This window comes from Pedobacter sp. B4419 (genome assembly GCF_059693725.1).
Window position 1 is genome coordinate 1,793,289 of record NZ_JCASSL010000001.1, and the last position, 24,824, is coordinate 1,818,112.

General features: G+C 41.4%; 21 protein-coding genes. 11 read left to right on the forward strand and 10 right to left on the reverse strand.

The genetic code is table 11. The features are described from left to right. Positions 1-61 precede the first annotated feature (61 nt). Positions 62-526, reverse strand: coding sequence for a YMGG-like glycine zipper-containing protein (locus tag AC570H_RS07400; RefSeq protein ID WP_497353262.1), 465 nt, complete (start codon positions 524-526; stop codon positions 62-64). A 239-nt stretch (positions 527-765) separates the two neighbouring features. Here AC570H_RS07400 and AC570H_RS07405 point away from each other — a divergent pair, with 239 nt between their 5' ends. Beyond that, positions 766-2,151, forward strand: coding sequence for an MBL fold metallo-hydrolase (locus AC570H_RS07405; protein ID WP_497353264.1), 1,386 nt, complete (start codon positions 766-768; stop codon positions 2,149-2,151). Between the two features lie 4 nt (positions 2,152-2,155). Here the strand turns inward: AC570H_RS07405 and AC570H_RS07410 are convergent, their stop codons facing one another. The 7 genes from AC570H_RS07410 to AC570H_RS07440 form a co-directional block, all read right to left on the reverse strand. Further along, a complete protein-coding gene (locus AC570H_RS07410; RefSeq protein WP_497353266.1) occupies positions 2,156-2,692 on the reverse strand; it encodes a DUF4199 domain-containing protein in 537 nt (178 codons plus the stop codon). Positions 2,693-2,811: 119 nt separating this feature from the next. After that, positions 2,812-3,273: a helix-turn-helix transcriptional regulator gene (locus AC570H_RS07415; RefSeq protein WP_497353268.1), complete on the reverse strand. Its 462-nt coding sequence runs from the start codon at positions 3,271-3,273 to the stop codon at positions 2,812-2,814. Between the two features lie 7 nt (positions 3,274-3,280). Then, a complete protein-coding gene (locus AC570H_RS07420; protein WP_497353270.1) occupies positions 3,281-3,664 on the reverse strand; it encodes a DUF3037 domain-containing protein in 384 nt (127 codons plus the stop codon). Then, positions 3,642-4,439: a HipA family kinase gene (locus AC570H_RS07425; protein WP_497353272.1), complete on the reverse strand. Its 798-nt coding sequence runs from the start codon at positions 4,437-4,439 to the stop codon at positions 3,642-3,644. The genes AC570H_RS07420 and AC570H_RS07425 overlap by 23 nt, the downstream gene beginning before the upstream one ends. 98 nt (positions 4,440-4,537) lie before the next feature. Further along, positions 4,538-5,227 (reverse strand): DUF4397 domain-containing protein, encoded by a 690-nt coding sequence (locus tag AC570H_RS07430; protein WP_497353273.1) that lies wholly within the window; start codon positions 5,225-5,227, stop codon positions 4,538-4,540. Positions 5,228-5,327: 100 nt separating this feature from the next. Beyond that, complete coding sequence (locus AC570H_RS07435) at positions 5,328-6,113, reverse strand: DUF3050 domain-containing protein (RefSeq protein WP_497353275.1); 786 nt, start codon at positions 6,111-6,113, stop codon at positions 5,328-5,330. A gap of 58 nt (positions 6,114-6,171) precedes the next feature. After that, positions 6,172-7,332, reverse strand: a complete 1,161-nt coding sequence (locus AC570H_RS07440) for an aldose epimerase family protein (protein ID WP_497353277.1) — start codon at positions 7,330-7,332, stop codon at positions 6,172-6,174. Between the two features lie 231 nt (positions 7,333-7,563). On the opposite strand from AC570H_RS07440, the gene AC570H_RS07445 reads away from it, so the two are divergent. The 7 genes from AC570H_RS07445 (at position 7,564) to AC570H_RS07475 (ending at position 18,173) form a co-directional block, all read left to right on the forward strand. Continuing rightward, positions 7,564-8,370 (forward strand): PorV/PorQ family protein, encoded by an 807-nt coding sequence (locus tag AC570H_RS07445; RefSeq protein WP_497353279.1) that lies wholly within the window; start codon positions 7,564-7,566, stop codon positions 8,368-8,370. Further along, positions 8,360-10,390, forward strand: coding sequence for a helix-hairpin-helix domain-containing protein (locus AC570H_RS07450; protein ID WP_497353281.1), 2,031 nt, complete (start codon positions 8,360-8,362; stop codon positions 10,388-10,390). The genes AC570H_RS07445 and AC570H_RS07450 overlap by 11 nt, the downstream gene beginning before the upstream one ends. Positions 10,391-10,459: 69 nt before the next feature. Further along, positions 10,460-12,481, forward strand: coding sequence for a ComEC/Rec2 family competence protein (locus AC570H_RS07455; protein WP_497354902.1), 2,022 nt, complete (start codon positions 10,460-10,462; stop codon positions 12,479-12,481). Between the two features lie 84 nt (positions 12,482-12,565). Further along, positions 12,566-13,345: an enoyl-CoA hydratase/isomerase family protein gene (locus tag AC570H_RS07460; protein ID WP_497353283.1), complete on the forward strand. Its 780-nt coding sequence runs from the start codon at positions 12,566-12,568 to the stop codon at positions 13,343-13,345. Between the two features lie 22 nt (positions 13,346-13,367). Further along, complete coding sequence (locus AC570H_RS07465) at positions 13,368-14,048, forward strand: hypothetical protein (protein WP_497353284.1); 681 nt, start codon at positions 13,368-13,370, stop codon at positions 14,046-14,048. Positions 14,049-14,192: 144 nt separating this feature from the next. After that, positions 14,193-15,980, forward strand: a complete 1,788-nt coding sequence (locus AC570H_RS07470; RefSeq protein ID WP_497353286.1) for an LTA synthase family protein — start codon at positions 14,193-14,195, stop codon at positions 15,978-15,980. Positions 15,981-16,001: 21 nt separating this feature from the next. Continuing rightward, positions 16,002-18,173, forward strand: coding sequence for a S9 family peptidase (locus AC570H_RS07475; protein WP_497353288.1), 2,172 nt, complete (start codon positions 16,002-16,004; stop codon positions 18,171-18,173). A 47-nt stretch (positions 18,174-18,220) separates the two neighbouring features. Here the strand turns inward: AC570H_RS07475 and AC570H_RS07480 are convergent, their stop codons facing one another. Together AC570H_RS07480 and AC570H_RS07485 are read right to left on the reverse strand one after the other, a co-directional pair. Continuing rightward, complete coding sequence (locus AC570H_RS07480; protein ID WP_497353290.1) at positions 18,221-18,925, reverse strand: DUF3307 domain-containing protein; 705 nt, start codon at positions 18,923-18,925, stop codon at positions 18,221-18,223. Next, positions 18,925-19,536 (reverse strand): SatD family protein, encoded by a 612-nt coding sequence (locus AC570H_RS07485; protein WP_497353292.1) that lies wholly within the window; start codon positions 19,534-19,536, stop codon positions 18,925-18,927. The genes AC570H_RS07480 and AC570H_RS07485 overlap by 1 nt, the downstream gene beginning before the upstream one ends. 176 nt (positions 19,537-19,712) lie before the next feature. On the opposite strand from AC570H_RS07485, the gene AC570H_RS07490 reads away from it, so the two are divergent. The 3 genes from AC570H_RS07490 to AC570H_RS07500 are packed head-to-tail and all read left to right on the forward strand — an operon-like array spanning position 19,713 to position 24,821. After that, positions 19,713-20,732 carry a ligase-associated DNA damage response exonuclease gene (locus AC570H_RS07490; RefSeq protein WP_497353294.1) on the forward strand — a complete coding sequence of 340 codons (1,020 nt, stop codon included), beginning with the start codon at positions 19,713-19,715 and terminating at the stop codon, positions 20,730-20,732. After that, positions 20,729-22,333, forward strand: a complete 1,605-nt coding sequence (locus AC570H_RS07495; protein ID WP_497353296.1) for an ATP-dependent DNA ligase — start codon at positions 20,729-20,731, stop codon at positions 22,331-22,333. Before AC570H_RS07490 ends, AC570H_RS07495 begins: the two co-directional genes overlap by 4 nt. Before the next feature lie 16 nt (positions 22,334-22,349). Further along, on the forward strand, positions 22,350-24,821 hold the full coding sequence (locus tag AC570H_RS07500) for a ligase-associated DNA damage response DEXH box helicase (RefSeq protein ID WP_497353298.1): 2,472 nt from the start codon (positions 22,350-22,352) through the stop codon (positions 24,819-24,821). Positions 24,822-24,824 lie beyond the last annotated feature (3 nt).

Here is a 24,824-nt window from a genome sequence, read left to right on the forward strand (position 1 = left end):
CTTTTTAAACAAAAAAGCCCAGCTCTTTGCAGAACTGGGCTCTATATAAGGTATAAGCCAATTAGTTTTTTTGCACTCGGCCACTTTTTCTATCTTGTGCCCTACCAATGGCATAACCGGCACCTGCACCTGCCAAACCACCAATAATAGCGCCCCTACCATCTTTTTTATCAATCAAAATACCGCCCAATGCACCTACACCAGCGCCAATTGCTGTTCCTTTAGCTGCATCGCTCCAGCCTTTTTTCTTAGCTGCGGTAGTTGTACCTGCCGATGAGCTACTGGTGGTACCACTTGATGAATAACTTGTTGATGCGCTTCTTCTGGCAGCAGCCAATTCGGCCTGATGTTTTGCTTCGATTTCGCGCTGTTTATTGGCCACTTCTGCCCTTTTAAAACTATCTAATTTTAAGCTATCCTTAACGGCAGCTACAGCTTGTTGTTTTGCTAATGCTTCTTCTTTGGCTCTGTTGCCACATGAAGTTAAGATTGTTGCCAAAGCAACTATCGCGATTATCCTTTTCATAACTATTAGATTTAATTTTTTGTGTATTGTGTACTGTAGTGAAAAAATGATGCCAAAAATTAAACAGAACTCATAAAATCATTTAAATTATCATCATAATTCTGCCTAAACAACAGTATAAACAGCATTTTGTTTCGCTATAAATTTTTTACTTATAATTAAACAGATTGACTGTTATGGGTTTTGTTTCAACGGCAAAAATGAATATCTTGTCCACTTTAGCGGAGAACATATTTTAGATGAAATTAAGCGTATGGGGCGCTGCCCAACAAGTAACGGGCAGCATGAGTTTGTTGCAAACCGAGAATTACAATATACTGATAGATTGTGGACTAGATTATGAAAAAGGAACTTATTTAGAGGAAAATCTCCAATTTCCATTTGATCCAAGCGATATTGATGTTGTTATTTTAACCCATGCACACATAGACCATTCGGGCAATTTGCCAACCCTGATCAGGATGGGCTTTGAAGGCCAAATTCTATGCACCCCGCCTACCGCCGATCTAAGCGAACTATTGTTGCTTGATTCGGTGAACATCTTTTTAAGCAAGCAAAAGAAAAAATCGCATGGCAGAAAAAAGCGCTCAGGCCCACAGCCGCTTTACCTGCAAAAACATGTAATGGAAACAGTCGATCGCTTTGTGACCATCGGCTTTAACAAAACATTTAAAATCAATGGCAATATCGAGCTCACTTTTGTTCCTGTTGGCCATTTGTTGGGTGCAGCTTCTGTTGTATTGGGCATTACCGAACACGGGATTACGAAAAAAATCGCCTTTACTGGCGATATCGGGCGAAAAAACTATCCAGTTTTAACCGATCCACAGCCTTTGCCGGCTGTTGATTTCCTGGTTTGCGAATCTACTTACGGAGGCCGTTTGCACTCTACCGGAACTACCATCGAGCAAAAACTGATCGAAACCATTTCCGAGACCTGCATCAAAAACCCTGGACGATTGATTATTCCAGCTTTTAGCATTGGCCGAACACAATCTTTGGTGTTTACATTGAACCAGATTTTTAGCAAAGGCCTATTACCGCCGGTGCAGATCTTTGTAGATAGTCCGCTGGCCAATTATGCCACTGATGTTTACCGCAAGTACCATGAACTGGTAAGCGATGAGGCCAAGGAGTTTTATCAATTGAAGGGTGACGAGTTTGAATTCGAAAACCTCAGCTATACCCACGATCAAAAGGAAAGCAAGGCGATTAGCAATTATTTGGAGCCTTGCATCATCATTTCTTCGGCTGGAATGTTGGAAGGTGGCCGTATTCAAGACCACCTGTATTACAACATCCAGAACTATTATTGCACCATCCTTTTTATTGGTTTTTGCGCAAAAGGAACACTTGGCGACAGGTTATTGCGTGGCGATCCTATTGTCAGGTTGCGCAACCGCGATCTGATGGTTTATGCTACGATTAAACAAACTGACCTATTAAGTGGCCATGGCGACCATAACGATTTAATGGAAACCGTTAGGCAACAACCAACCAACCAATTGCAAAAGGTTTTTCTGGTGCATGGTGAAACCAAAAGCATGCAGGCCTTTGCCGATGCCTTGCAACAAGAAGGCTATGAAGTGGCCATACCCGAACGAGGCGAAGTCTTTGAGCTATAATCTGCTAAGCTAAAGGTGATACTTTTATTGCTCTTCTTTTAAGAATAAGGGAGCTGATTAAAGCAACGATTAATCCTAAGGGCAGGATTTCCATATAGGTTAGCAAAATTACGCCTAGGGGACTTTTGTAAATATCTTTGTAGGAATTCATTTCGGCGATCTGTTTGTCGAGCTCAACTTTCGAAACCTTGGTTGCTTTAGCTTGGTCGATGATATGGGCTGAATATTTCTCCATAAAATCAGGTATGTAATTATAATAAACCACTAGCCAAGTAATTACATACAAAGTAGAAGCGATTAGCGCAATTAAAGCTCCTATTTTAAATGCTTTGCCGAAACTGATCAGGCCTCCGTTAAATTTATCCCTGTAGTTTTTAATGCCCACAAAAATAAAAGCAAAGGCCAAAATCATCACGGTAAAGCCCAGCACCATGTTGCCTTCATAATTGTTGCTTTTGTAGCAAATCAATGTACTAATAGCCAGATTTAAGCTTACAATTGCTCCTGCGATCAGGCCGAAAATGAGAATGTTTTTTTTCATCACACTAATTTTGTTAAATAAATTTTGATGTCAAAGTAAGTTGATGGACGTGAAATAGCCTTCATACTTTTGGGTGATTTTTCAGAAAGTAGAACTGTTCACTCTAAAGTATGAAATGATTAAGGAATTAGAGCAAGCTTTTTCGCCACTTCTATCGCTTGTGTGCGGCGCTTCACTTCCAGTTTTTCGAATAAACGACTGATATGGGTTTTGACGGTATTGAGCGATACGAAAAGCTGGTCGGCAATTTCCTGATTACTTGCCCCTTTGGCCATTAATTGCAACACTTCCAATTCACGTTTGCTCAGGCCGTGTGCTTCAAAAGCTTGTTCATTGAAGATAAAATCATCCGAAACCTTGTATACTTCCTTCTCTATTACTTGGGTCTGGATTTTAGGCTTGCTCAGTTTGAGAGCCAACCAAATACCCAGACAAGTAAATACCAAGGCAATGGCTCCCGCATAGATTTCGAAAGCATGGTGCATAATGATAAAGCGAATTTCGAGCCATCTTACCAATAGCAACAATGCCGCGAAAGCAACACCATATAAAATAACTTGGGTATATTTTTTGGGAGACATCACCATTTTACAAAACCAGTTGCTCCTGCAATCGTTCCAATGTTTCTTGAGCATTGCTACAAAAACCCGGATGCACTTTCGAAGCCTGAACTACGGTACTTCGGGTAGCGGTTAACCACCTGAACCGTGAAGCCATATCCAATTGGCCAATGGGTCCAGCTTCTTGCCCTCCCTCGCATATCTTTTGAATGGCCTGCAGGTTGCTACAAATAAACGCAGGTTCTGTTTCGCAGGCAAAGGCTTTCAAGCGGTTTTCATTAAGCTGAAAAAGGCATTTGAGAAATTTTTCTTTCGCACAATATAGAATCACCCCAACATTGAGGAATTCTTCGCGTTCTACCTTAGGCACCACACGAATGACGGCATATTCAAATAAGTGCTGCTCTTGCATGTTGTGCTTCTTTTACAAAGATGGATGAATGTTCAATTCGAGTATTTAAAAACAAGGCATAGGCTTCCCTCTGTGCCTGGCTGCTTTCAAAAGACCTTTCGTCTAGCCATTCATCAGGTATTAAATTCAAAACTTCGGTAATCAGTTCTGGTTTGAGCTTTGCACGAAAATCGGCATCCACTTCTTCTAGTAAACTGGCCTGCGGCAACAGTACATGGTCTTTAACCAATACAAAAGGACGTTTGGCCTGCTCTTCCCAATTTTGCCACGAGTGGTGAAAATAAAGAGATGCGCCATGATCAATCAACCAAAGCTCTTTGTGCCAAAAAAGCATGTTGGTATTGCGTGCCGTTCTATCCATATTGGTCAACAGGCAATCGAGCCAAACAATTTTCGATGCCAGTAAGGGATCTATTATCGCAACTGTAGGATCATAGGTAATAGCGCCAGAAAGATAGTGCAAAGCCAAATTTAAGCCTACACTGGCTTTTAAAAGGTCTTGTATTTCTTCATCGGGTTCGGTCCTTCCGAAAGCTTCATCAAGTTTGGCAAATACCAGTTCGGGCACTTTTAAACCCAGTGCTCTGGCTAATTCTCCACCAATAATCTCAGAAATCAAGGCTTTATGGCCCTGACCTGCGCCTCTAAATTTGAGCACATAAAGGAAACCATCATCTGCTTCGGCAATAGCCGGCATAGAACCACCTTCCCGCAATGGCGTAACATAGCGGGTAACGTTTACCGTTCTCAATTGTAGGGTTTGTAATTGATCCATATGGAATGATCCAGCCCAAAAATAACAAATTTTAAATGGCCAAGGCATAAAAAAAGCATTGCAAAAAATGCAATGCTTTTAATTCCTTTTATGAAATGTTAGTTATGCACAATTACGTGATAGTTGGCAGAAGTTGTACTTGCGGCATCGAACCAAACAGTATATACCTTGCCTGATTGAAAAGATTCTGCCGGGATAATAGTGGTAGTTGCTGAACCTACTACAGATACGGTTAAACTACTTGTGTTGGCATCGATTACACTATAAGCCGAAACATAACCATATTGCAAACCATTGGTTAAGGCCGCGCCTCCAGTTAAAATGATGTTTAATGAATTGGTAAAAGTTGCACCCAAATTCATGAACCTTACTTTGGCTTTGCCAGCGGCAGGGGCAGTATTGTCATCTGCAAAACCTGTAATTTGCCCGGCTCCAGAAGCATCGGTAAAATAAAATGCCGTGTAAGAATAATTGGTATTCAGCCCCACATTAGCTGATGCCCTTGAAGTACCCGAAGCCGCATCTTTAAAAGAAACTGTACTTGATCCTGCTTTAAGCGTAATGTAATCGCTTGCCTGACCATAAGCTACAGCTGTTGTAGTTAATTTGGTACTGCCTTGAAAGAAATCCTGATCATTTGAACCAGCAACGGCATTAACCACTTTAATTTTTGCATCTCCGGTTACTACTACCGGATCGTCGCTCTTTTTACAAGACGAAGCCAAAACCGCCACCATACAGATCGCAGCTAGCAAACCTGATGATGTTTTATTGATAAACGTTTTCATAATTCTTTAATTAATAAGCAATTTTATGTATCAAATATTAAGCCAATCGCCCTAAAAATCATATATTTCATACAACCTTGCGAAGCTATTCTGTTGCAATTTACGCAATGGCTTTCGTTTTACAAACTTCATTGTATACTTCGTCCCAAAGTTGGATACGTTGCTGCAATGATTTGCTAATGGCAGTTTCTACCGTTGCCCATTGCTGTTCATCGTCGCCACAAAGCAAAGCGGTCATTTCCAATGCCAAATGGCTATGGTGGTCCCCATCCACCTCTATATGCCTTTCGAGGTAATATTTAAAAATGCTAATCTGTTCTGGAAAATCTAAAGCCATATCTTTAATAATGGCCAAAAACATAGCTGGAATGAGGTCTTCCCTACCAAAAGTAAAAATCCCCGCCTGTAAATAAGCTTTTCCGCTATTGATGACCTCAAAAGTGAAATCAACAAACTGGCGTGCCGCTTTTGGTGTTGCCGATACCGAATAGGCTGTTTCAAAATTTCCGTTTTCTCTTAGCGAAGCAATAAATTGATCGATGCTGCTCGTATTGGCTCCACATTGTTGCATCGCCTCTAAATAAAGTTCGAAATGGCTTTTGCGTTCTCCTTGTTCATCCACATCTGATTCCTCGCCCAGCACAATTTCATTAATCAAATGCCTTGCGGTTGCATCACCGGTAGGAAACCAAGGAACCGAGGTACAGGTTAAATTGTTCTGTAGGGCTTTGAGGAGCGACATAAAATCCCAAACGGCAAAAACATGGTACTGCATAAAAATACGCAAATCCTCTACGCTTTCTATTACGCCATAAACCTTGTGATTAATGATTTGTTGCCTCAACGGCTCGATGGCGATTTGTATCCGCTCAATATGTTTGTTCATCTTTGCTTTTAAAACGGCAAATGTATGCTTCTCTATCGTTTAGACTGTCAGCCAAAAATCAATTAGTAGAAAATTTATAAACCGAAGTGGTTTTATAAACCTGTCCAGGCTTAAGCAAGGTACTTGGAAAATTAGGCTGGTTTGGCGAATCTGGAAAATGTTGCGTCTCTAGGCAAAATGCGGTTCTAAAATCATCTTTGGCACCAGATTTAAAGGTATTTTTGCTTTGCATGAAATTGCCACTGTAAAACTGAAGTCCAGGTTCTTGGGTATAAATATCCATCACAATCCCTGTTTTATCGCCTTTAATCTGGGCCGCGTGGTACATGCCCAAGGCTTTTGTTTTATTAAGCACAAAGTTATGGTCGTAGCCTTTGCCAAAGGTCAGTTGCTCATTTTTATCGTTAATTCTGCCCCCGATTTCATAAGGCTTTGTAAAATCGAATGGCGTACCAGCAACCTGCTCAATTTTTCCTGTTGGGATCAAAGTCGAATCAACGGGCAGGTAATTGTCACCATAAACCTGCAAGCTGTGTTTCAAAATATCGCCGCTACCCTCTCCGTTAAGGTTAAAAAAAGCATGATTGGTTAGGTTTACTACCGTATTTTTATCTGTGGTTGCCTCATAATCCATTTTCAACTCGTTATCGTCTGTTAAGGTGTAGGTTACCTTAACTTTCAAATTGCCTGGAAAACCTTCTTCCATGTCTTTCGAAATGTAAGTTAGCTCCAAGGTATTCTTATTGGGCTGTTGAGCATCCCAAACTACATATTGAAAACCTTTTTTGCCGCCATGTAAGGTATTTGGTCCATTATTGTTAAATAAGGTGTAAGTCTGATCGTCAATTTTAAACTTCCCTTTGGCAATGCGGTTTCCATAACGGCCAATGGTTGCCCCGAAATAAGGTTCTGTTGCATCCTGATAGCCCTTTACGCTGTTCATTCCCACTACTACATCAATGAGTTTTCCTTTTTGATCAGGGATAAGCAAGCTCACCAAGCGACCTCCGTAATTGGTAAATTTTGCTTCGGCATGTTTGGCATTGGTCAAAGTGTAGAGCTCTACTGCTTTATTGTCGATTACGGTTTTAAATGAATCAGGAACCAGACTTGTTTTTGCGTCGGTCTCCTTTTCGGTGCTTTGTTTGGTAGAGCTTTGGCAGGCAGCGAAAACAAACAGTGCCAGCGAGGCCACGAGGAGGTGATTTTTGATGTTCATAGCAGCAATGATATTGGTTAGGGGTTGAAATACTAAAGTAAATAGGAAATGATTAAATAACAAACTAAATCGATTTATTTAATTACATCCAAATTAAGGATCAACGATCATAGTGATAACACATCTAAATACAAATCGATATTAAATTTCATATTTGTAATTTTTATAAAATTATATTCTTATAATTTTAAATATTATAGAATTATATTCTTATATTCATTTCACCTATCTATGAATAAAGTATTGATCTGCCTACTCGTGCTACAAGGTGGCATGGGGACTTGCTTTGGGCAAGCACATTTCGGCGCCAGGCTCACCGCCATGGGCAATAATGGAAACGCCATTAAAGATCTTTGGAGCGTACAGGGAAATCCAACAGGCATTTCTGAGCTCGGCACAATTACTGCAGCTTTAGATTATACCAAATACCTATTTGCATCAGAACTGAGCAGGCAAGCCTTTGCCCTAGCCATTCCCTTTAGCAACAACTATTTTGGTTTCGGTTTTGATCGTTATGGCATTGCCGATTATAGCGAGATCAAGGTGAGTGGAGCCTTGGTCAGGAAATTTGGCAAGCAATTGGCCGTAGCACTTAAGGCAAACTATCATCAGCTGAAGATCAGCAATTATGGCGCAACTACGGCACTTTCTCTGGATGTTGGCCTAAGCTACAACTGGAATAAGCAGCTTGCTTTTGGGTTTTACGTCAGCAATCCCGCCCAACAAAAATATAAGAGCAAGGCTGTAAATCTGCTGATACCAACTGCTTTTCAGCTTGGTCTTTCTTATGCTGTTAGCGATAAGGTTTTAATGGCCACCAATGTAACCAAAACCTTAAAAACGCCTGTTGATGTATCGTTTGGCCTCGATTATCAGCTTTTGCAGCTACTGAGTTTGAGAGGTGGCTTAACGTTAAAACCCTTTAAGCAATATGCCGGATTTGGGCTCAACTACAAAAAGTTCGTGCTGGATATGGCCGTAGAAAGCGATCCCTATTTGGGTTATTCACCTCAAGTTACTATTGCTTATGCGTTTTAAGCTTTTGTTGGCTTTAATGTTGCTAGGCAGCGCAGCCAAATCGCAGACGACAGATAGCTTTATTAGGGATTTGATGGAAAGCATTGCCGAAAATGTACCGGAAGACTATGATCTCTCTGAATTGGAAGAGCGATTGATCTATTTCAGCAAACATCCGATTAACCTAAACCAAACTACGCCGGAAGAATTGAAGAGCCTGGTGTTCCTTTCTCCATTGCAAATCAGCAGTTTCTTCGCGCATATTCAAACAAATGGTTTATTGCTGGATGTTTTAGAACTGCAAAGCATCCCCAATTTTGATGAAACTACAATTCAGCGTTTATTGCCATTCGTCAGCCTTTCCATCAATAGCCCTAGCGAAAAGCCAAGCTTTAAAAATCTTCTCAAATTTGGAGAAAACGACTTGTTTATGAGGGCCGGTCGCACACTTGAAAAAGCAAGGGGTTTTTCTAACTCAACAGGAAGCCATTACCTAGGCAGTCCTGAACGCCTAATGCTACGTTATAAATATGATTTTGCAAAACGGGTTTCTGCTTCGCTTATTTTGGAAAAGGATGCCGGGGAAAAGTGGAGTGGCAAACAGTTGCCCGTGCTTGATTTTCAATCTGCACACCTCGCCGTATTTAATACCGGTCCATTCAAGAAAATTGTTTTGGGCGATTATAGCCTGCAATTTGGTCAGGGATTGGCGCTTTGGTCTGGATTTGCATTTGGCAAAGCACCTGACGTAACCAGTGTGGCCAAAAAAGACCTTGGCTTAAGGCCCTATAACTCCACCAATGAATATGCTTTTTTTAGAGGTTTGGCCAGCACCGCTACCTTATTTAAAAATTTAGATTTTACATCGTTTGCTTCTTATAGGAAACTTGATGCCAGTTTGAGCACCAATATTGCCGGAGAACAGGTGCTGAGCACCATCAACGAAACGGGTTACCACCGTACAGCTACTGAAGTAGAGAACAACAATAGCTTGTCGCAACTGGTTTTTGGTGGCGTACTGCAATACCATCGAAACAACTTAAATATTGGTACAGTTGCCTATCGTACACAATATAACCACGCTTTTGTAAAGGGCACCTCCCCTTACAATTATTATGATTTTACCGGAAAAACCTTAACCAATGTTGGCGTGCATTACGATTATTCTTATCGTAATATTTATGTATTCGGAGAGCTTGCCAAAAGCCTGAATAGTGGATTGGCTTATGTAAATGGTATTTTGATCAGTTTATCTGCCAAGGCATCTGCTGTATTGCTCTACCGAAATTACGACAGCAATTACCATAGTTTTTTTAATCAGGCAACCGCCGAAGCCACCACTGCCGCCAATGAAAAAGGCTTTTATTTAGGGTTGAATCTATATCCCGTAAAATCATGGGCAATAGCTATTTATGCAGACTATTTTAAATTTCCATGGCTCAAATTCAGAATAGATGCGCCATCTGACGGCTATGAGGTTTTAGGACAGCTGAGCTATACCCCAACTAAGGTTTTCAAGGTTCAATTGCGCTACAAACTAGAGCGAAAACAGCAAAATACTTCGCTGGATGTACCTATCAATTATCTGGATCAGGTTAAAAAGGAATCTTATCGGGCAGATGTCAACTGGCAATTGAACAGGTCAATTGGTTTTCAAAACCGGGTTGAAGTATCGCAATACCAAAAAGGACCCGAAAAAGCGGAGTTTGGTTACCTCGTTTACCAAGATGTCAACTATAAACCCCTTCGTTCCAAACTCTCTGGCAATGTGAGGATAGCTTATTTCAACACTTCCTCCTTCAATAGCAGGATATATGCCTATGAAGATGATGTGTTGTACAGTTTTAGTTTTGGCGTATACAATGGCAAGGGCTTGAGAAACTACATCAACCTAAAATATAAGGCTTTCAAACAGTTAGAGCTGTGGGCCAGGTATTCGATTTCTTTTTACCCAGGTACGGCTATCGTCGGATCTGGCTTAGACGAAATTAATGGCAACAGAAAAAGCGATCTCAAATTTCAATTACGCTATCAATTCTAAAATATTTTGACTTTTAAAGCTGAAATCGTCTTTGTAAGGATTCTAGTTCCATTCATTTTTGGAATTATATTGGGTTATTCGCTTTCCAGCCAGATTCCCATCTATTTCATTACTTCGCTCACTGGGTTCTTGTTCTTCGTCTTATTGCTTGCAAATTCCTTTTACAAAAAATTGAAGCTCTACAACCATAAGGGCATCGCTGGCTTATTGTTTTATTTGTTTTGTTGCTGTTTTGGCGTATTGATTTGCTTATTACACAATCAATCACTTGGAAAACATTATTTCGGCAATGCTACCAATGGCTATTTAAAAGGATACATCAACAACGAGCCTCAAGTAAATAACCAAATCATGAACTTTCAGGTTAAGATTACCCACGGATTCCAAAATGGAGCTTGGCTTGTGCAAAGCGGAAAGTTATCAGTGGGTTTGGCATTGGATACCAAAAACCCTGTTCAGCTTAAATATGGTGATGAAGTTTTGTTGTTTGCTAAAAATCAGCCGATAGAACCTCCTTATAATCCTGCAGAATTCGATTTTAAGGCTTGGTTAGCCAGCAAAAACATATACCATCAAACATTTCTAAGGCAAAACCAACTGATCAAACTCAACAGTGATGCAGGAAACCCCATTATCAAGTTTGCAATTGCCTTAAGGCAGCGACAGGTAGCTATTTACAGAAAGTTGATCCGTAATGACGAAGCTTATGCGGTGGCTTCTACCCTCATTCTGGGCTACCGTGCCGATTTGAGTCAGGAAACTTTGGATGCCTACAGTAAAACCGGAACCATTCATGCCCTGTCGGTATCTGGCATGCATGTTGGCATTATCTATATCTTCCTCAATTGGGCTTTGTTCTTTTTAGATGGCAAGTGGTGGCTGAAAATTTTAAAGCTCCTGCTCATCTGTACGCTGATTTGGTACTATTCGCTGTTAACGGGTTTATCGCCATCGGTATTAAGATCCGCGGTAATGCTAAGTATTTATATCATTGCCAAATCTTTCAACCGAAGCACCAATGCTTACAACATATTGGCCTTTACGGCATTTTGCCTGCTGGTTTATGATCCATTTTTGCTTTGGGACGTGGGTTTCGAACTTTCTTTTTTGGCCGTATTTGGATTGGTTTATCTACAGCCCAAAATTTATGGCTGGATGAATTGCAAAAACAAATGGTTGGATAAGCTCTGGTCTATTACAGCGATGAGCTTGGCAGCGCAACTAGCCACCTTCCCGCTCAGCATCTACTATTTCCATCAATTCCCTTTGTATTTCATCATTAGCAATTTGTTTATCCTTATCCCTATTACCTTGCTCATGTATTTGGGTATTGCGTTGCTCATGTTGCGCTTGTATTTTTTGGTGCCACTGTTCGAATGGCTCATCACTTTTACCAATAACGGCTTGAAGTGGATCGCTAATCTGCCCTTTGCAGGTATTAATGGCATTTGGATCAATCAATGGCAATTGCTATGGCTAAGTATAGCACTAACGGTTTTGATTGTTGCATTGGTTCATTATAAAAAGAAGTGGCTATTCCTTGCGTTGACCCTGTTTATCGCCTTGCAATGCAGTATTGTTTACCGTAGCCTAAAAGCACAGCAACAAAGAAAAATCATAGGTTTTAGTCTTCGAAAGAATTATGCGATCGCTTTTATTAAAGGTAAAGACGCAATTGTGATCACAGATCTGTCCAAGAACGATCGAAATTTCAAGTTTTTCATACAGCCTGCGCTTGATCAGCTTCAGCTTAAAAAAATTGAGCTATTAAAATGGAACAAAGATACTACTACAAACTATCTCTCTAAAAAAGAACATCAACTTGTTTTTGGACGGTATAAAATGCTTTTACTCGATTCGTCGTTTAACTTCAAAAAAATCAGGCAATTGCCCAATTTCGATTTGGTTTGGATTCACCGAGGTTATCAAAAAAGCTTAACAGCACTCAGGCAAGAAGTTGTATTCGACCACTTGGTATTGGATGCAAGTCTCAAAGATTACCAGCTGAGGCGCTATGAAGCTGAGGCAAATAAAATTAAAGCCGACATCCATATTTTAAAGAAAAATAATTCATATTTGATCGACTTTTAGTCAACGTAAACATGATGATTTGGTCAAACCCACATAAGAATGACACACAAATCATGATAGCTAAAAGCAATAAATAAACCGAATATGAGCGAAGCAATTGTTTTATACGAAATAGCCGATAGGATTGCCACTATCACCTTAAATCGAACCGAAAAGCGAAATGCGCTAAACCCAGCTTTGGTAACCGAATTAACTTCTTGTTTCGTTCGTGCAGCCGCGGATGAAAGCGTAAAAGTGGTGGTACTGAAAGCCAATGGAGCCGTATTTAGCGCAGGGGCTGATTTGGCCTATTTGCAGCAGCTTCAGCAAAACAGCTATGAAGAAAATTTGGCCGATTCTGATCACCTGAAAAAGCTGTTTACAACCATTTACTACTTGCCAAAAGTTGTAATTGCCCAGGTTGAGGGCCATGCCATAGCCGGTGGCTGTGGCTTGGCTACCGTTTGCGACATTATTTTCTCTGTTCCAGAAGCCAGCTTTGGCTATACCGAAGTAAAGCTAGGTTTTGTACCTGCAATCGTAGCCTGCTTTCTGATGCGGAAAACAAGCGAAACCATTACCAAAAGAATATTACTTAGCGGAGAGCTGTTTACTGCCGAAGAAGCACTCGCTTACAATTTGATAACTTTTGTAACAAAAAAGGAAGATATTGCTCAAAAGGTAAATGATTTTGCATTAGATTTGTGTAACAACGCCTCGGCAAATTCCTTAATGGTTACTAAGGAGCTGATTAATAAAACCACAAATCCTTGGTTAGACCAAAGCTTAAATGAAGCGGTACAGCTAAATGCAAAGGTGAGAGAAAGCGATGATTTTAAAAAAGGAGTTGCTTCTTTCCTGAACAAAGAAAAAATTAAATGGTAAATTAAATTCTAAAACTAATATTATGTTTAAATCTATCAAAACGGGCGTTTTAGCCGCAATCTTAATCGGCGCTACAATTGTTGCCCACGCTCAGAAAAAAATAAACGAAGGCGCGATCACTTATACTTTAGAGTATAGCCTTACAGCAGAACAAGAGCCGATGGCTGCCCAACTGCCTACCGAGACAAAAGTGAAATTTAATGGCAACATTTCTAAAATGGAGTTGGAACAAGGTCCAGCTACCATTACCGTATTGCGCAATGGCGCTACCAATACTGGATTGATCTTAATTGATGTACCTGTTGCCCAAATGCAATTTGCCGTTAAACAAGGCAAAGAAGAATATGAAAAAGCAAAAGCAGGTTCTCCAAAATTCAGCGATTTCAAAGCAACTGGCGAGAAAAAAATGATCGGTGCCTATAATGCAGAAAAATATACCTACAAGGATGACAAAGGCGGTGCTTATGAGCTTTGGGCTACTTCAGACGTTCAATTGCCAGAAGGTTTGGCTAGCGAGGAGTTTAAAGACGTTAAAGGTACTTTGTTAAAGTTTACCCGTTTCCAAAACGGTGTTAAAACTACTTTGACCGTTAAAAACGTTTCGGAAGAGAAAGCTGGTCCATTTACTTTAGATGTTCCTAGTGGCTACGAAGTAAAAACCATGGAAGAAATTATGGCCATGCAAAATGGCGGTGGCGAGTAATCGCTAACAAGCAGATTTCCTTAAATCAGGCTTTTAATATTGGCTTTTTTACTAAATTAGTGGCCAATGTTTAAAAGCCTGATTTTTTTTGTTCGTTTCTATATCTTTTGGCTCTTGTTTTTTGCCTTTGATAGATTCATTTTCATGTTTATCTTTCACAAAAAACTGCGCGCCATTCCACTTGGCGAAAAGCTGGCCACCTTTTACCATGCTCTACGCCTCGACATCTCGATGGCAGGCTATATCGCAATAGTTCCCCTGCTTGTTTTTATTTTCTGGTACCTGAGCAATAAGCGCCAGGTTAACTTTAAATGGGTTAGGGTGTACCATATTGTGCTGATTGCGCTGTTCAGCTTAATTGCCACCATTAATTTTAATGTTTATCGCGAATGGGGCAGTAAAATTAATGCCAAGGTCTTGTCTTTTGTAATTGATACACCCAACGAAGCACTGGCCTCAAGCGCCTCTTCCCCATTATTGTTGAGCGCGGCTATATTCATCATTCTGCTATTGGTGGGTCTGTCTTTACATAGGTTGATCATTAGAAAAAAAGTTGATTTTGTAAAAACGCCGGTTTGGCTAAAAGCGATTGTGGCGATCCTGTTGTTCGGCATTAATTTTCTATTGATTAGAGGGGGCGTTGATGTAGCTCCAAACAATCAAAGCATGGCTTATTTTTCAAAAACAGAGATTTTAAACCATGCCGCTTTGAATACCGAATGGAACTTGATTTCAAGCGCACTGGCTTCTACCAAAACAAACAAAAATCCATACCGTTATTTCAGTGATGCACAAGCCGTACAAACAGTGGCTGAATTGTATAAGACCGAAAAAGATACGACGGTCTCTATCTTAAAAACCGCTAAGCCAAACATCGTACTGTTCATATTGGAAAGTTTTACGGCCGACCTCACCAAAACCCTAGGCAATGAAGATGGCATTACACCCAATTTTGACAACATGATTAAAGATGGGGTTTTGTTTAGCCAAATTTATGCAGCCGGAAACCGGACAGACAAAGGGCTGATTGCTAATTTAACTGGCTTTCCTACCCTCGGTACTGGTAGCATCGTCAAATGGCCCGAAAAAATGCAGAAGATCCCCGCCATTAGCCAAAAGCTTTTTCAAAATGGTTACAGCACTTCATTTTTCTATGGTGGCGAATCTGAGTTCGATAACTACAAAGCCTTTATCCTAAGCCATAATTATCAAAAGCTAATCGACAAAAGGAACTTTGATAAAAAGGACATGAATTCCAAATGGGGTGCTTATGATGGCCTGGTTTTCAATAAGCAATTGCAAGCTATGCGACAGGAAAAACAGCCTTTTTTCTCTACCATTTTATCCTTAACCAATCACGAGCCTTTCGAATTGCCAGTTAAGCAGAAATTCGGAAACACAGATAATGTGCTCAAGTTCAAAAGCACTGCCTACTATACAGATTCGTGCATCAATGCCTATTTAACGAATGCTAAAAAGCAGGCCTGGTACAAAAACACCTTGTTTATTTTTGTGGCCGATCATGGACATCTGCTTCCGAAAAACAAGTTCGAGATTTTTCAGCCCCAACGCTACCATATCCCATTGCTTTTTTATGGCGATGTGATTAAAGATGAATTTAAGGGAAAAGCCTATAACCAAACTGGAAGTCAGCAGGATATTGCGGCTACCCTATTGGCTCAGTTAAATATCGATGCAAAGGATTTTGTTTGGAGCAAAAACCTGCTTAACCCATATGCGCCACATTTCGCATTCTTTACCTGGGATAATGGGCTTGGCTTTGTGAAAGATGGCCACTGTGTGACCTTCGATAACATTGGCAGAAGCATTTTGTACAATGACGATCCAAAAAACACTGTACAAACCGATAAAAATCTTAAATTAGGCCAGTCCTATTTACAAGCTGTTTATCAACAATTTATCAAACTCTAAAGCGCATTCAACAATAATTATATGAAAATAACCAAGTATCTAATGGCCATTGTAGTGGTTGCTCTTTTAGGCAATTACCAGGCAAAGGCTCAAGGCAGAGGTGGTGTTAACTGGACCAAAGACGGCAGTGGCTACTACCAAAACGTTAGCGGAGAAATTGTAATGATTACTTTGCCTAAGAGTGAACGAAAAACAGTAATCAGCAGAGAATTGCTTACAACCAGCGAAGGCAGAGCACTTCCTGTACGCAGTTTCCAATTGAGCGACGATGGCACCAAGGCCTTAATCTACACCAACACGAAAAAAGTTTGGCGACAAGATAGTAGAGGTGATTATTGGGTGGCTGATATTGCCAACAACAAACTGACCCAAATTGGCAAAGGCAAACCTGCTTCTTCGCTTATGTTTGCCAAATTTTCGCCAGATGGCTCCAAAGTAGCTTACGTGAGTGGCCACAACCTTTATGTAGAAGATTTGGCTACCGGTACTGCAAAAGCTTTAACCACTGATGGCACTTCTAGAATGATCAATGGTACGTTCGACTGGGTTTATGAAGAAGAATTTGCTTGCCTAGATGGTTTCAGGTGGAGCCCTGATGGCAAATCTATTGCTTATTGGCAGATAGATGCCACCAAGATCAAAAACTTCCTGATGATCAACAATACCGATTCTATTTATTCTTTTACCATTCCTGTTGAATATCCAAAAGTTGGCCAAGATCCTTCGGCCTGCAAAATAGGAATTGTGGATATCGCTACTGCAAAAACTAATTGGCTAGCAGTTCCTGGCGACAATGTACAGCATTACATTCCGCGCATGGAATGGATCCCAAACAGTAATGAAGTAATTTTGCAGCAATTGAACCGTCAGCAAAACGAAAGCATTCTGTTTGTAGCTGATGCCGGAACTGGTAAAGTAAGCCAAATCTATAAAGAAAACGACAAGGCATGGATCGATGCTACCGATGGCTGGGTTTGGCTAAACGGCAACAAGGAATTTGTTTGGCAAAGCGAAAAAGACGGTTGGACGCATCTTTACCGTGTAAGCAAAGACGGCAAAAAAGAATCGCTGATTACCAAAGGCAATTATGATGTAGCCAGTGTAAGTTTGATCGACGAAAAAAACAATACGGTTTATTTTATGGCCTCTCCTACCAATGCTACTCAAAAATACCTTTACAAAACCAAATTAGATGGAAATGGCAAATTAGAAATGGTTACGCCATCGGTTTTACCGGGCACGCATAGCTATTCTATCTCGCCCAACGGTTTATTTGCACGCCATAGCTATAACAGTGCTATTGTAACACCTGTTACCGAATGGATGAACTTTAAAACCAACAATCCATTAACCATGGAAGGCAGCATTACCAACCAATTGGCCAAACAGCAGCCTTCAAAAAACAAAGTAGAATTCTTTAAGGTAACTACCGAAGATGGAATTGAAATGGATGGCTGGATGAAAAAACCAGACAACTTCGATGTTACCAAAAAATATCCGGTTGTATTTTATGTATATGGCGAGCCTGCTTCTCAAACCGCAGCCGATGTATACGGTGCTGGCAGAAACTTCCTTTATGCCGGCGATATGGCCAAAGATGGCTACATCTACATTTCGATGGATAACCGTGGCGCACCGGTGCCAAAAGGCGCTAATTGGCGCAAAAGCATTTATAAAAACATTGGGGTAATCAATATTCGTGATCAGGCAATGGCCGCCAAAAAGCTATTGGCTACCAATTCGTTTATGGATAAAGATCGTGTAGCTGTTTGGGGCTGGAGCGGCGGTGGTTCTTCTACGTTGAACCTAATGTTCCAATATCCAGATATCTACAAAACAGGTATTGCCATTGCTGCGGTAGGCAACCAGTTAACTTACGATAACATTTATCAAGAGCGCTATATGGGTACTCCATTTCCAAGCACAGAAGCTTATGTAAAAGGTTCGCCAATTACTTACGCCAAAAACCTGCAGGGAAATTTATTGTACATCCATGGCACTGGCGATGATAACGTACATTATCAAAATGCAGAGATGTTGATCAACGAATTGATCAAGAACAAAAAAGTATTCCAAATGATGAGCTATCCTAACCGTACCCACAGTATTTCTGAAGGTGCAGGTACCAGCGAGCACTTATCGTTAACCTATACCAAATTCTTAAAAGACAACTGTCCTCCGGGAGGAAGATAATTCTATCATAAAAAAGGCCTCTCGATTTGAGAGGCCTTTTTTTTATATCAAATTCTGATTTGAAGTACAGACATGGCGACGAGCAATGCGGTTCCGAAACTCAGCAAGGTGCCAATCAGCACGTACTCGGTCAGTTTGATATCGTGGGCTTCTTTCAGATCGCCAAACCTAAAAATAGATTTAGCCGCCAGCAAAAAGCCAACTGCCTCAAAATGGTTGGTGCATACAAAAAGGTAAATGAGCAATCGCTCTAAAATACCAATAAATTTGCCCGCATTTTGCAGCGAAGCCGTTCCTCCTCCAGTTGGGATCCATTTGGCAATGATAACCCTGATAAATATGGCTGCAGGCGTGGTTAAAAGCAAGGCACCCAATAAAAAGAGCCAAAACTGGTTGTTTTGCAAAAAAGCAAGGCTGATGTTGGGTTCATAGAAATACTGCCAACAAAGCACAATTGCGGCAATATGCAAGGCTTGGTCTACAAAAAACCATGTTCTTTTGGTATTTGCCCGCTGAAAAAGCAATTTAACGGCATCTATTATTCCGTGCAATAAGCCAATCAGCAAAGCCAAGGGCCAAACGCTAAACGACATAAAAACCAGGAAAATCAGCGCTACATGTATCGCAACATGCAAGTATAGCTTAGGCGATCTGAGCTTGATTCTTTCTTTTTCTGCTACCCAGGCATCCGGCTGCAGCAAAAAATCGCCCAATATATGCGCCAATAAAAGTTTAAGCAAGGCTATTTCCATTATCTTTTAATTAGTTGAACAACTCGGTCTCTATATCTGTTTTCGAGCTCCATTATCTCTGTATAGTAGGCTCTCTTTAAGGCTTCACTTACCGATGATTGGCTTCTGCCAGACAGCTTAGCAATCTGGTCTTGCTTGGTTTCCTGGTTTTCGAGGGCAAGCTTTACCATTTCGGCCCCTATTTGCCCCCAATTATCCATGGCAATCAAGGCCAATCGGATCGAAAAATTAGTGTCCTCGTCAAAAGCTGGCCATGGCGATTTAACCGCCATATTTGTTTTGTTAAGCTTCAGAGTATCAAAAGCAATCCCCGAACTGATGAAAGCTTCTCCGTTCGCCTCCGTTACCTTAGCCGAGTCAATGCTTTTCTTTCCAATGCCAATACCAATGCGTACATCTGCCTTCTTCAAGGTTTTGATGCAGGCTTTGATGTAAATGGCATTGAGCAAGGCATCTTCCGGGCTGAGTTCTACCTGAAAACTATCGCCCCTAAAAATTTCCCATTTTGCTTTTTTGCCTAATAGTTTGTTCAAAGCCGATTTTAAGGTATCGATCCATTCCTCAGGCAATGCCCTCGAATTCACTATGTCTCCTGTAATTACTGCTATCATTTTACTAATATCGGCTAAATACCCGATATTTCCAATTATCGGCTAATTACCCGATATTTTAATTTATCGGCTAAACACCCGATATTAACGATTATCGGCTAAATACCCGATAATAAAATTTTATATCAATGCCTACGAAAACAAACTTTATGGCATAATTATATGTTTTTATAGCTATGGCATTGATTAAATTCACAAACAAAGGTATTTTTTGCCCACAAGGAAATTTCTATATCGATCCTTGGCATCCTGTCGATTTTGCCGTAACTACACACGGACATGCCGACCACGTAAAATGGGGAAACAAAAATTACCTCTGCCATGAACTGACCAAACCCATACTACAGCAGCGTTATGACCTAAGCGATAATGTGCAAACATTGCCCTACTACGAGGAAATAGACATTAATGGCGTAAAACTAAGTTTACATCCCGCAGGGCACGTGATTGGTTCATCGCAGATCAGGTTAGCCTATAAAGGTGAAATCTGCGTAATTTCTGGCGATTATAAAGTAGAATATGATGGAATCAGCACTGCTTTCGAACCTGTAAAATGCCACACTTTTGTTTCCGAAAGCACATTTGGTTTGCCTATTTACCATTGGCAACCCCAAGAGTTGATCTTCGAACAGATCAGAGATTGGATAGCAATCAACCACCTTAAAAACAAAACCAGCATTTTGGTAGCCTACAGTTTAGGGAAGGCACAGCGACTAATAAAAAATCTAGCCGGAAACTATCCTATCTATGTGCATCAATCTATAGCCAATTTAAATGAGGGTTTTAAAAGCGCAGGTGTTCAGCTGCCTGATACGATTCGCATCAGCCCAGAAACCAAAAAAGACGAATTGCAAAAAGGTGTTGTAATTATTCCACCGGCACTGGCAGATGGAAAATGGGTAAAAAGCCTACAACAACCAGCTATAGGCATCTGTTCTGGCTGGATGATGGTACGCGCAGGCAGGAGATGGCGAAGTGCCGATGCTGGCTTCGCCCTGAGCGACCATGCCGATTGGCCAGGCCTATTAACGGCAATAAAAGCAACCCAAGCCGAAAAAGTATTTGTTACCCATGGATCAACAGCTGTTTTTTCTAAATACCTAAACGAAATTGGCATCCAAGCCGAAGAGGTAACCACCAGATACGGCAGCGATGACGATGAAAGCTTAATCAACCTTATAGAAAACAAAAATTGAAGCGTTTTGCCCAACTGATACAAGAACTCGAGCTCAGCAATAAAACCAACGATAAAATAGAAGCCTTGGTTGCTTATTTTAACGAAGCTGATGACAGGGAGAAGCCCTATGTAATTGCTATGTTTACCGGAAAGAAACCAAAAAGGCCGGTAAATACTTCGTTAATTAAGCAATGGGCAATTGAATTGAGCGAATTGCCCGAATGGCTTTTTACAGAAAGCTACCATAGCGTGGGCGACCTGAGTGAAACCATAGCCCTTGTACTGCCTCCAGCAACGCATAACCTGGAAAAACCCTTGCACCAATGGATTGCCGAGCTGGCCGAATTAGGCAGCCAAGACGAAGAAACCAAAAAGGCCTATATCCTTAATGCCTGGAATAACCTCAATACCCAAGAACGTTTCATCTTCAACAAACTGATTTCTGGAAACTTTCGCATCGGTGTTTCCAACAAAATGCTGGTCAATGCCATTGCCAAACAGGCTGAACAAGACAGCAGCAAGATCATGCATAGCATTATGGGCAAATGGCAGGCCGATCAGATCACTTATCAGGAACTGACTTCTGGTAGCCATGTAAATACCGACAATTCTTGGCCCTATCCTTTTTGCTTGGCCTATGCCCTAGATACAGAACCCGAAAACCTTGGCGAACCCAGCGCTTGGCAGGCCGAGTGGAAATGGGATGGCATTCGAGGGCAAATCGTCAAACGCAATGGGGAACTGTTCATTTGGTCGAGAGGCGAAGAATTGGTTACCGATCAATTTCCAGAACTTCATTTCTTAAAAGACGAGCTGGAAGATGGCACCGTGTTAGATGGAGAAATACTTTCGGTAAAAGAAGGCAAAATACAGTCTTTTAGCACCTTGCAACAGCGATTAAATCGTAAAACCATTAATAAAGCCCAATTGCAGGATGCGCCAATCGGTTTTTTTACTTACGATATCCTCGAACATAAAGGAAAAGACATTAGGCAATATCCCTTGGCCGAAAGACGCGCTTTATTAGTGAAAGTAATCGACAAACTAAAAACAGCGCAAGTGGTATTGCTGTCTCCCATCGTTGAATTTAAGAACTGGGAGGAACTGGCGGAGCTGAGATCAGGCTCGAGAGCCATCAATAGCGAAGGCATCATGCTTAAAAAACTCGATTCCGTTTTTCATACAGGTCGCAAACGTGGCGATTGGTGGAAATGGAAAATCAATCCCTATACGGTAGATACAGTAATGATCTATGCGCAAAAAGGGAGCGGACGCCGAGCCAATTTCTATACCGACTATACTTTTGCCGTTCGAGATGGCGAACAGCTGATAACTGTAGCCAAGGCCTACTCTGGACTTACAGATAACGAAATTAAAGAGGTAAACAGTTTTGTGAATAAAAACGCAATCGAAAAGTTTGGTCCGGTACGTACCGTTAAACCTGAGCTTGTTTTTGAGATCGCTTTTGAAGGCATTGCCGAAAGCAAACGACATAAAGCCGGTTTGGCCCTGCGTTTTCCTCGTATAGCCCGTTGGCGGAAAGACAAAAAAGCCTCAGAAATCAATACCTTAGATGACCTGAAGCAATTACTGGCTGCAGCCGAGTCCCTAAAGCCTTAGCCATATGAGTAGTGCGATGCAAAAATCCGCAGGTTACAAAAAAATCACCGCTTGGCTCAAAGCCAGCAAGAAAAAACCTTTCGATTTTCAAAAAGAGGCTTGGGATTATTACCTGCAGGGCTATAGCGGTTTGGTGAATGCCCCTACGGGTTTCGGCAAAACCTTTTCCCTGTTCTTAGCTGTAGTAATCGAAGGGATCAACGAACAGGCAAAACCTCAACACAAAAAACAGCACAATGGTTTACAGCTGATCTGGATTACACCTTTGCGCTCACTGGCCAAAGATATTGCCAGGGCCATGCGAGAAGTATTGGAAGCAATAGAACTCGACTGGCAGGTTGGCGTAAGAAATGGAGATACCACACAGGCAGAAAAACTCCAGCAGAAGAAAAACCTTCCAGAAATTTTATTGATTACGCCAGAGAGCCTACACCTCCTGCTCGCCCAAAAAGGTGCTACGTCCCTATTCAAGAACCTCAAATGTATTGTGGCCGACGAATGGCACGAGCTCTTAGGCAGCAAGAGAGGCGTTTTGGTAGAATTGGCTATATCAAGGATTAAAGGCCTGCAAAAAGCCAATAACGACGAAAAATTGCGGGTTTGGGGCATATCTGCAACCATTGGCAATATTGAAGAAGCATTAGAGGTAATCGCACCTGATCCGAATACCAAGAAAATTATTGTAAGGGCCAAGTTGGAGAAAAAGATTACCATCAAATCTATTTTGCCTGATGATATTGAAACCTTGCCATGGGCCGGGCATTTGGGACTTAAACTGGCCTATAAGCTCTTGCCCATTATAGCGAAAAGCAAAACCACACTCATTTTCATTAATACGCGCGGGCAGGCAGAAATGTGGTACCAGCACTTGCTCAACATCGAACCTGAATTGGCCGGAAGAATAGCCATACATCATGGCTCGATAGATTTCGAACTGCGCAACTGGATTGAGGATTCCTTGCACACAGGCTTGCTTAAAGCCGTTATCGCCACTTCATCCTTAGATTTAGGGGTCGATTTTAAGCCTGTAGACACTGTAGTTCAGGTAGGATCGCCTAAAGGCGTTGCTCGGTTCTTGCAAAGAGCTGGCCGATCGGGCCATTCGCCTGGAGAAACCTCAAAAATCTATTTTATGCCTACCCATGCCTTAGAGCTGGTAGAAGCTGCCGCTATTAAAGAAGCAGCCAAATACAACAATATCGAAAGTCGCGAACCCGTAATCATGGTTTTTGATACCTTGATCCAATACCTGGTTACCTTGGCTATAGGCGATGGCTTTGACGATAAAATTGTTTACGAAGAAATTAAGCAGACCAATGCCTTCAAGCTCCTTTTGCCCGAAGAATGGGCTTGGATGATGCAATTTATCACTTCGGGTGGCGATAGCCTGAGCGCCTATCAGGAGTTTAAAAAGGTAGTCAAAGACGAAACTGACGGACTTTGGAAAGTGAAGAGCCGTCAGGTTGCCATGAGGCACAGGTTGCACATCGGCACCATTGTAAGCGAAGCCATGCTCAAAGTCAAGTTCCTAAGCGGAGGCTACATCGGCATGGTGGAAGAATATTTCGTGTCGAAGCTGAAAGCTGGAGACAGCTTTACATTGGCCGGCAGGATTTTGGAGTTCATCCAATTGAAAGACATGACGGTAATGGTACGCAAAAGCAAGAAAAACAAAGCCATCTCTCCGAGCTGGTTGGGTGGCCGCTTGCCCCTTTCTTCAAACTTGGGCATGGTATTGCGTAAAAAATACAATGAAGTACTCAATCAAACCCATCAAGAAGAAGAATTGGATGTAGTGTATCCCTTGTTTTTGGTACAGCAAGAACGTTCGCATGTACCACAAAACAACGAACTGCTCATCGAAATGATCAACAACAAAGAAGGCTTTCATCTTTTTGCCTATCCCTTCGAAGGCCGATTGGTACATGAGGTATTGGCGGCTTTAGTGGCTTACCGTTTGAGCAAATTGGTGCCTATCACTTTCTCCATTGCCATGAACGATTATGGTTTTGAGCTGTTGAGCGATATTGAAATCCCAATGGATGATGCCATTGCCTACGAAGTATTCTCGCCAAACAACCTAACTGAAGACATTGCATTAAGCATTAACTCCACAGAAATGGCACGCAGAAAGTTTAGGGATATTGCCTGTATTGCCGGACTCGTTTTTCAGGGTTATCCTGGCAAGTACATTGCCAACAAGCACCTGCAATCATCAGCCGGACTCTTTTTCAACGTTTTTAGCGATTTTGATAAACATAACCTACTTTTGCGCCAAGCCTACGACGAAGTTTTCTACCAACAGCTGGAAGAACCCCGGCTGGCAGCCGCCCTGCATCGCATTCAGCAGAGCTTAATTGTAATTACCTATCCCAAAAGGTTTACTCCACTGTCTTTTCCTATCAAGGTAGATAGTTTAAGAGCCAATATGAGTTCGGAAGAATTGGAACAGCGGATAGCGCGAATGAAGGGTGAAGTTTTCAAATAAAAG

Coding starts and splice junctions, on each gene's coding strand:
- AC570H_RS07450 (WP_497353281.1), top strand. CDS start 8,360: ATGCGTTTTAAGCTTTTGTTGGCTTTAATGTTGCTAGGCAGCGCAGCC.
- AC570H_RS07500 (WP_497353298.1), top strand. CDS start 22,350: ATGCAAAAATCCGCAGGTTACAAAAAAATCACCGCTTGGCTCAAAGCC.
- AC570H_RS07420 (WP_497353270.1), bottom strand. CDS start 3,664: ATGCAAGAGCAGCACTTATTTGAATATGCCGTCATTCGTGTGGTGCCT.
- AC570H_RS07415 (WP_497353268.1), bottom strand. CDS start 3,273: ATGTCTCCCAAAAAATATACCCAAGTTATTTTATATGGTGTTGCTTTC.
- AC570H_RS07445 (WP_497353279.1), top strand. CDS start 7,564: ATGAATAAAGTATTGATCTGCCTACTCGTGCTACAAGGTGGCATGGGG.
- AC570H_RS07410 (WP_497353266.1), bottom strand. CDS start 2,692: ATGAAAAAAAACATTCTCATTTTCGGCCTGATCGCAGGAGCAATTGTA.
- AC570H_RS07475 (WP_497353288.1), top strand. CDS start 16,002: ATGAAAATAACCAAGTATCTAATGGCCATTGTAGTGGTTGCTCTTTTA.
- AC570H_RS07435 (WP_497353275.1), bottom strand. CDS start 6,113: ATGAACAAACATATTGAGCGGATACAAATCGCCATCGAGCCGTTGAGG.
- AC570H_RS07485 (WP_497353292.1), bottom strand. CDS start 19,536: ATGATAGCAGTAATTACAGGAGACATAGTGAATTCGAGGGCATTGCCT.
- AC570H_RS07490 (WP_497353294.1), top strand. CDS start 19,713: ATGGCATTGATTAAATTCACAAACAAAGGTATTTTTTGCCCACAAGGA.
- AC570H_RS07480 (WP_497353290.1), bottom strand. CDS start 18,925: ATGGAAATAGCCTTGCTTAAACTTTTATTGGCGCATATATTGGGCGAT.
- AC570H_RS07400 (WP_497353262.1), bottom strand. CDS start 526: ATGAAAAGGATAATCGCGATAGTTGCTTTGGCAACAATCTTAACTTCA.
- AC570H_RS07440 (WP_497353277.1), bottom strand. CDS start 7,332: ATGAACATCAAAAATCACCTCCTCGTGGCCTCGCTGGCACTGTTTGTT.
- AC570H_RS07425 (WP_497353272.1), bottom strand. CDS start 4,439: ATGGATCAATTACAAACCCTACAATTGAGAACGGTAAACGTTACCCGC.
- AC570H_RS07465 (WP_497353284.1), top strand. CDS start 13,368: ATGTTTAAATCTATCAAAACGGGCGTTTTAGCCGCAATCTTAATCGGC.
- AC570H_RS07405 (WP_497353264.1), top strand. CDS start 766: ATGAAATTAAGCGTATGGGGCGCTGCCCAACAAGTAACGGGCAGCATG.
- AC570H_RS07430 (WP_497353273.1), bottom strand. CDS start 5,227: ATGAAAACGTTTATCAATAAAACATCATCAGGTTTGCTAGCTGCGATC.
- AC570H_RS07460 (WP_497353283.1), top strand. CDS start 12,566: ATGAGCGAAGCAATTGTTTTATACGAAATAGCCGATAGGATTGCCACT.
- AC570H_RS07470 (WP_497353286.1), top strand. CDS start 14,193: ATGTTTATCTTTCACAAAAAACTGCGCGCCATTCCACTTGGCGAAAAG.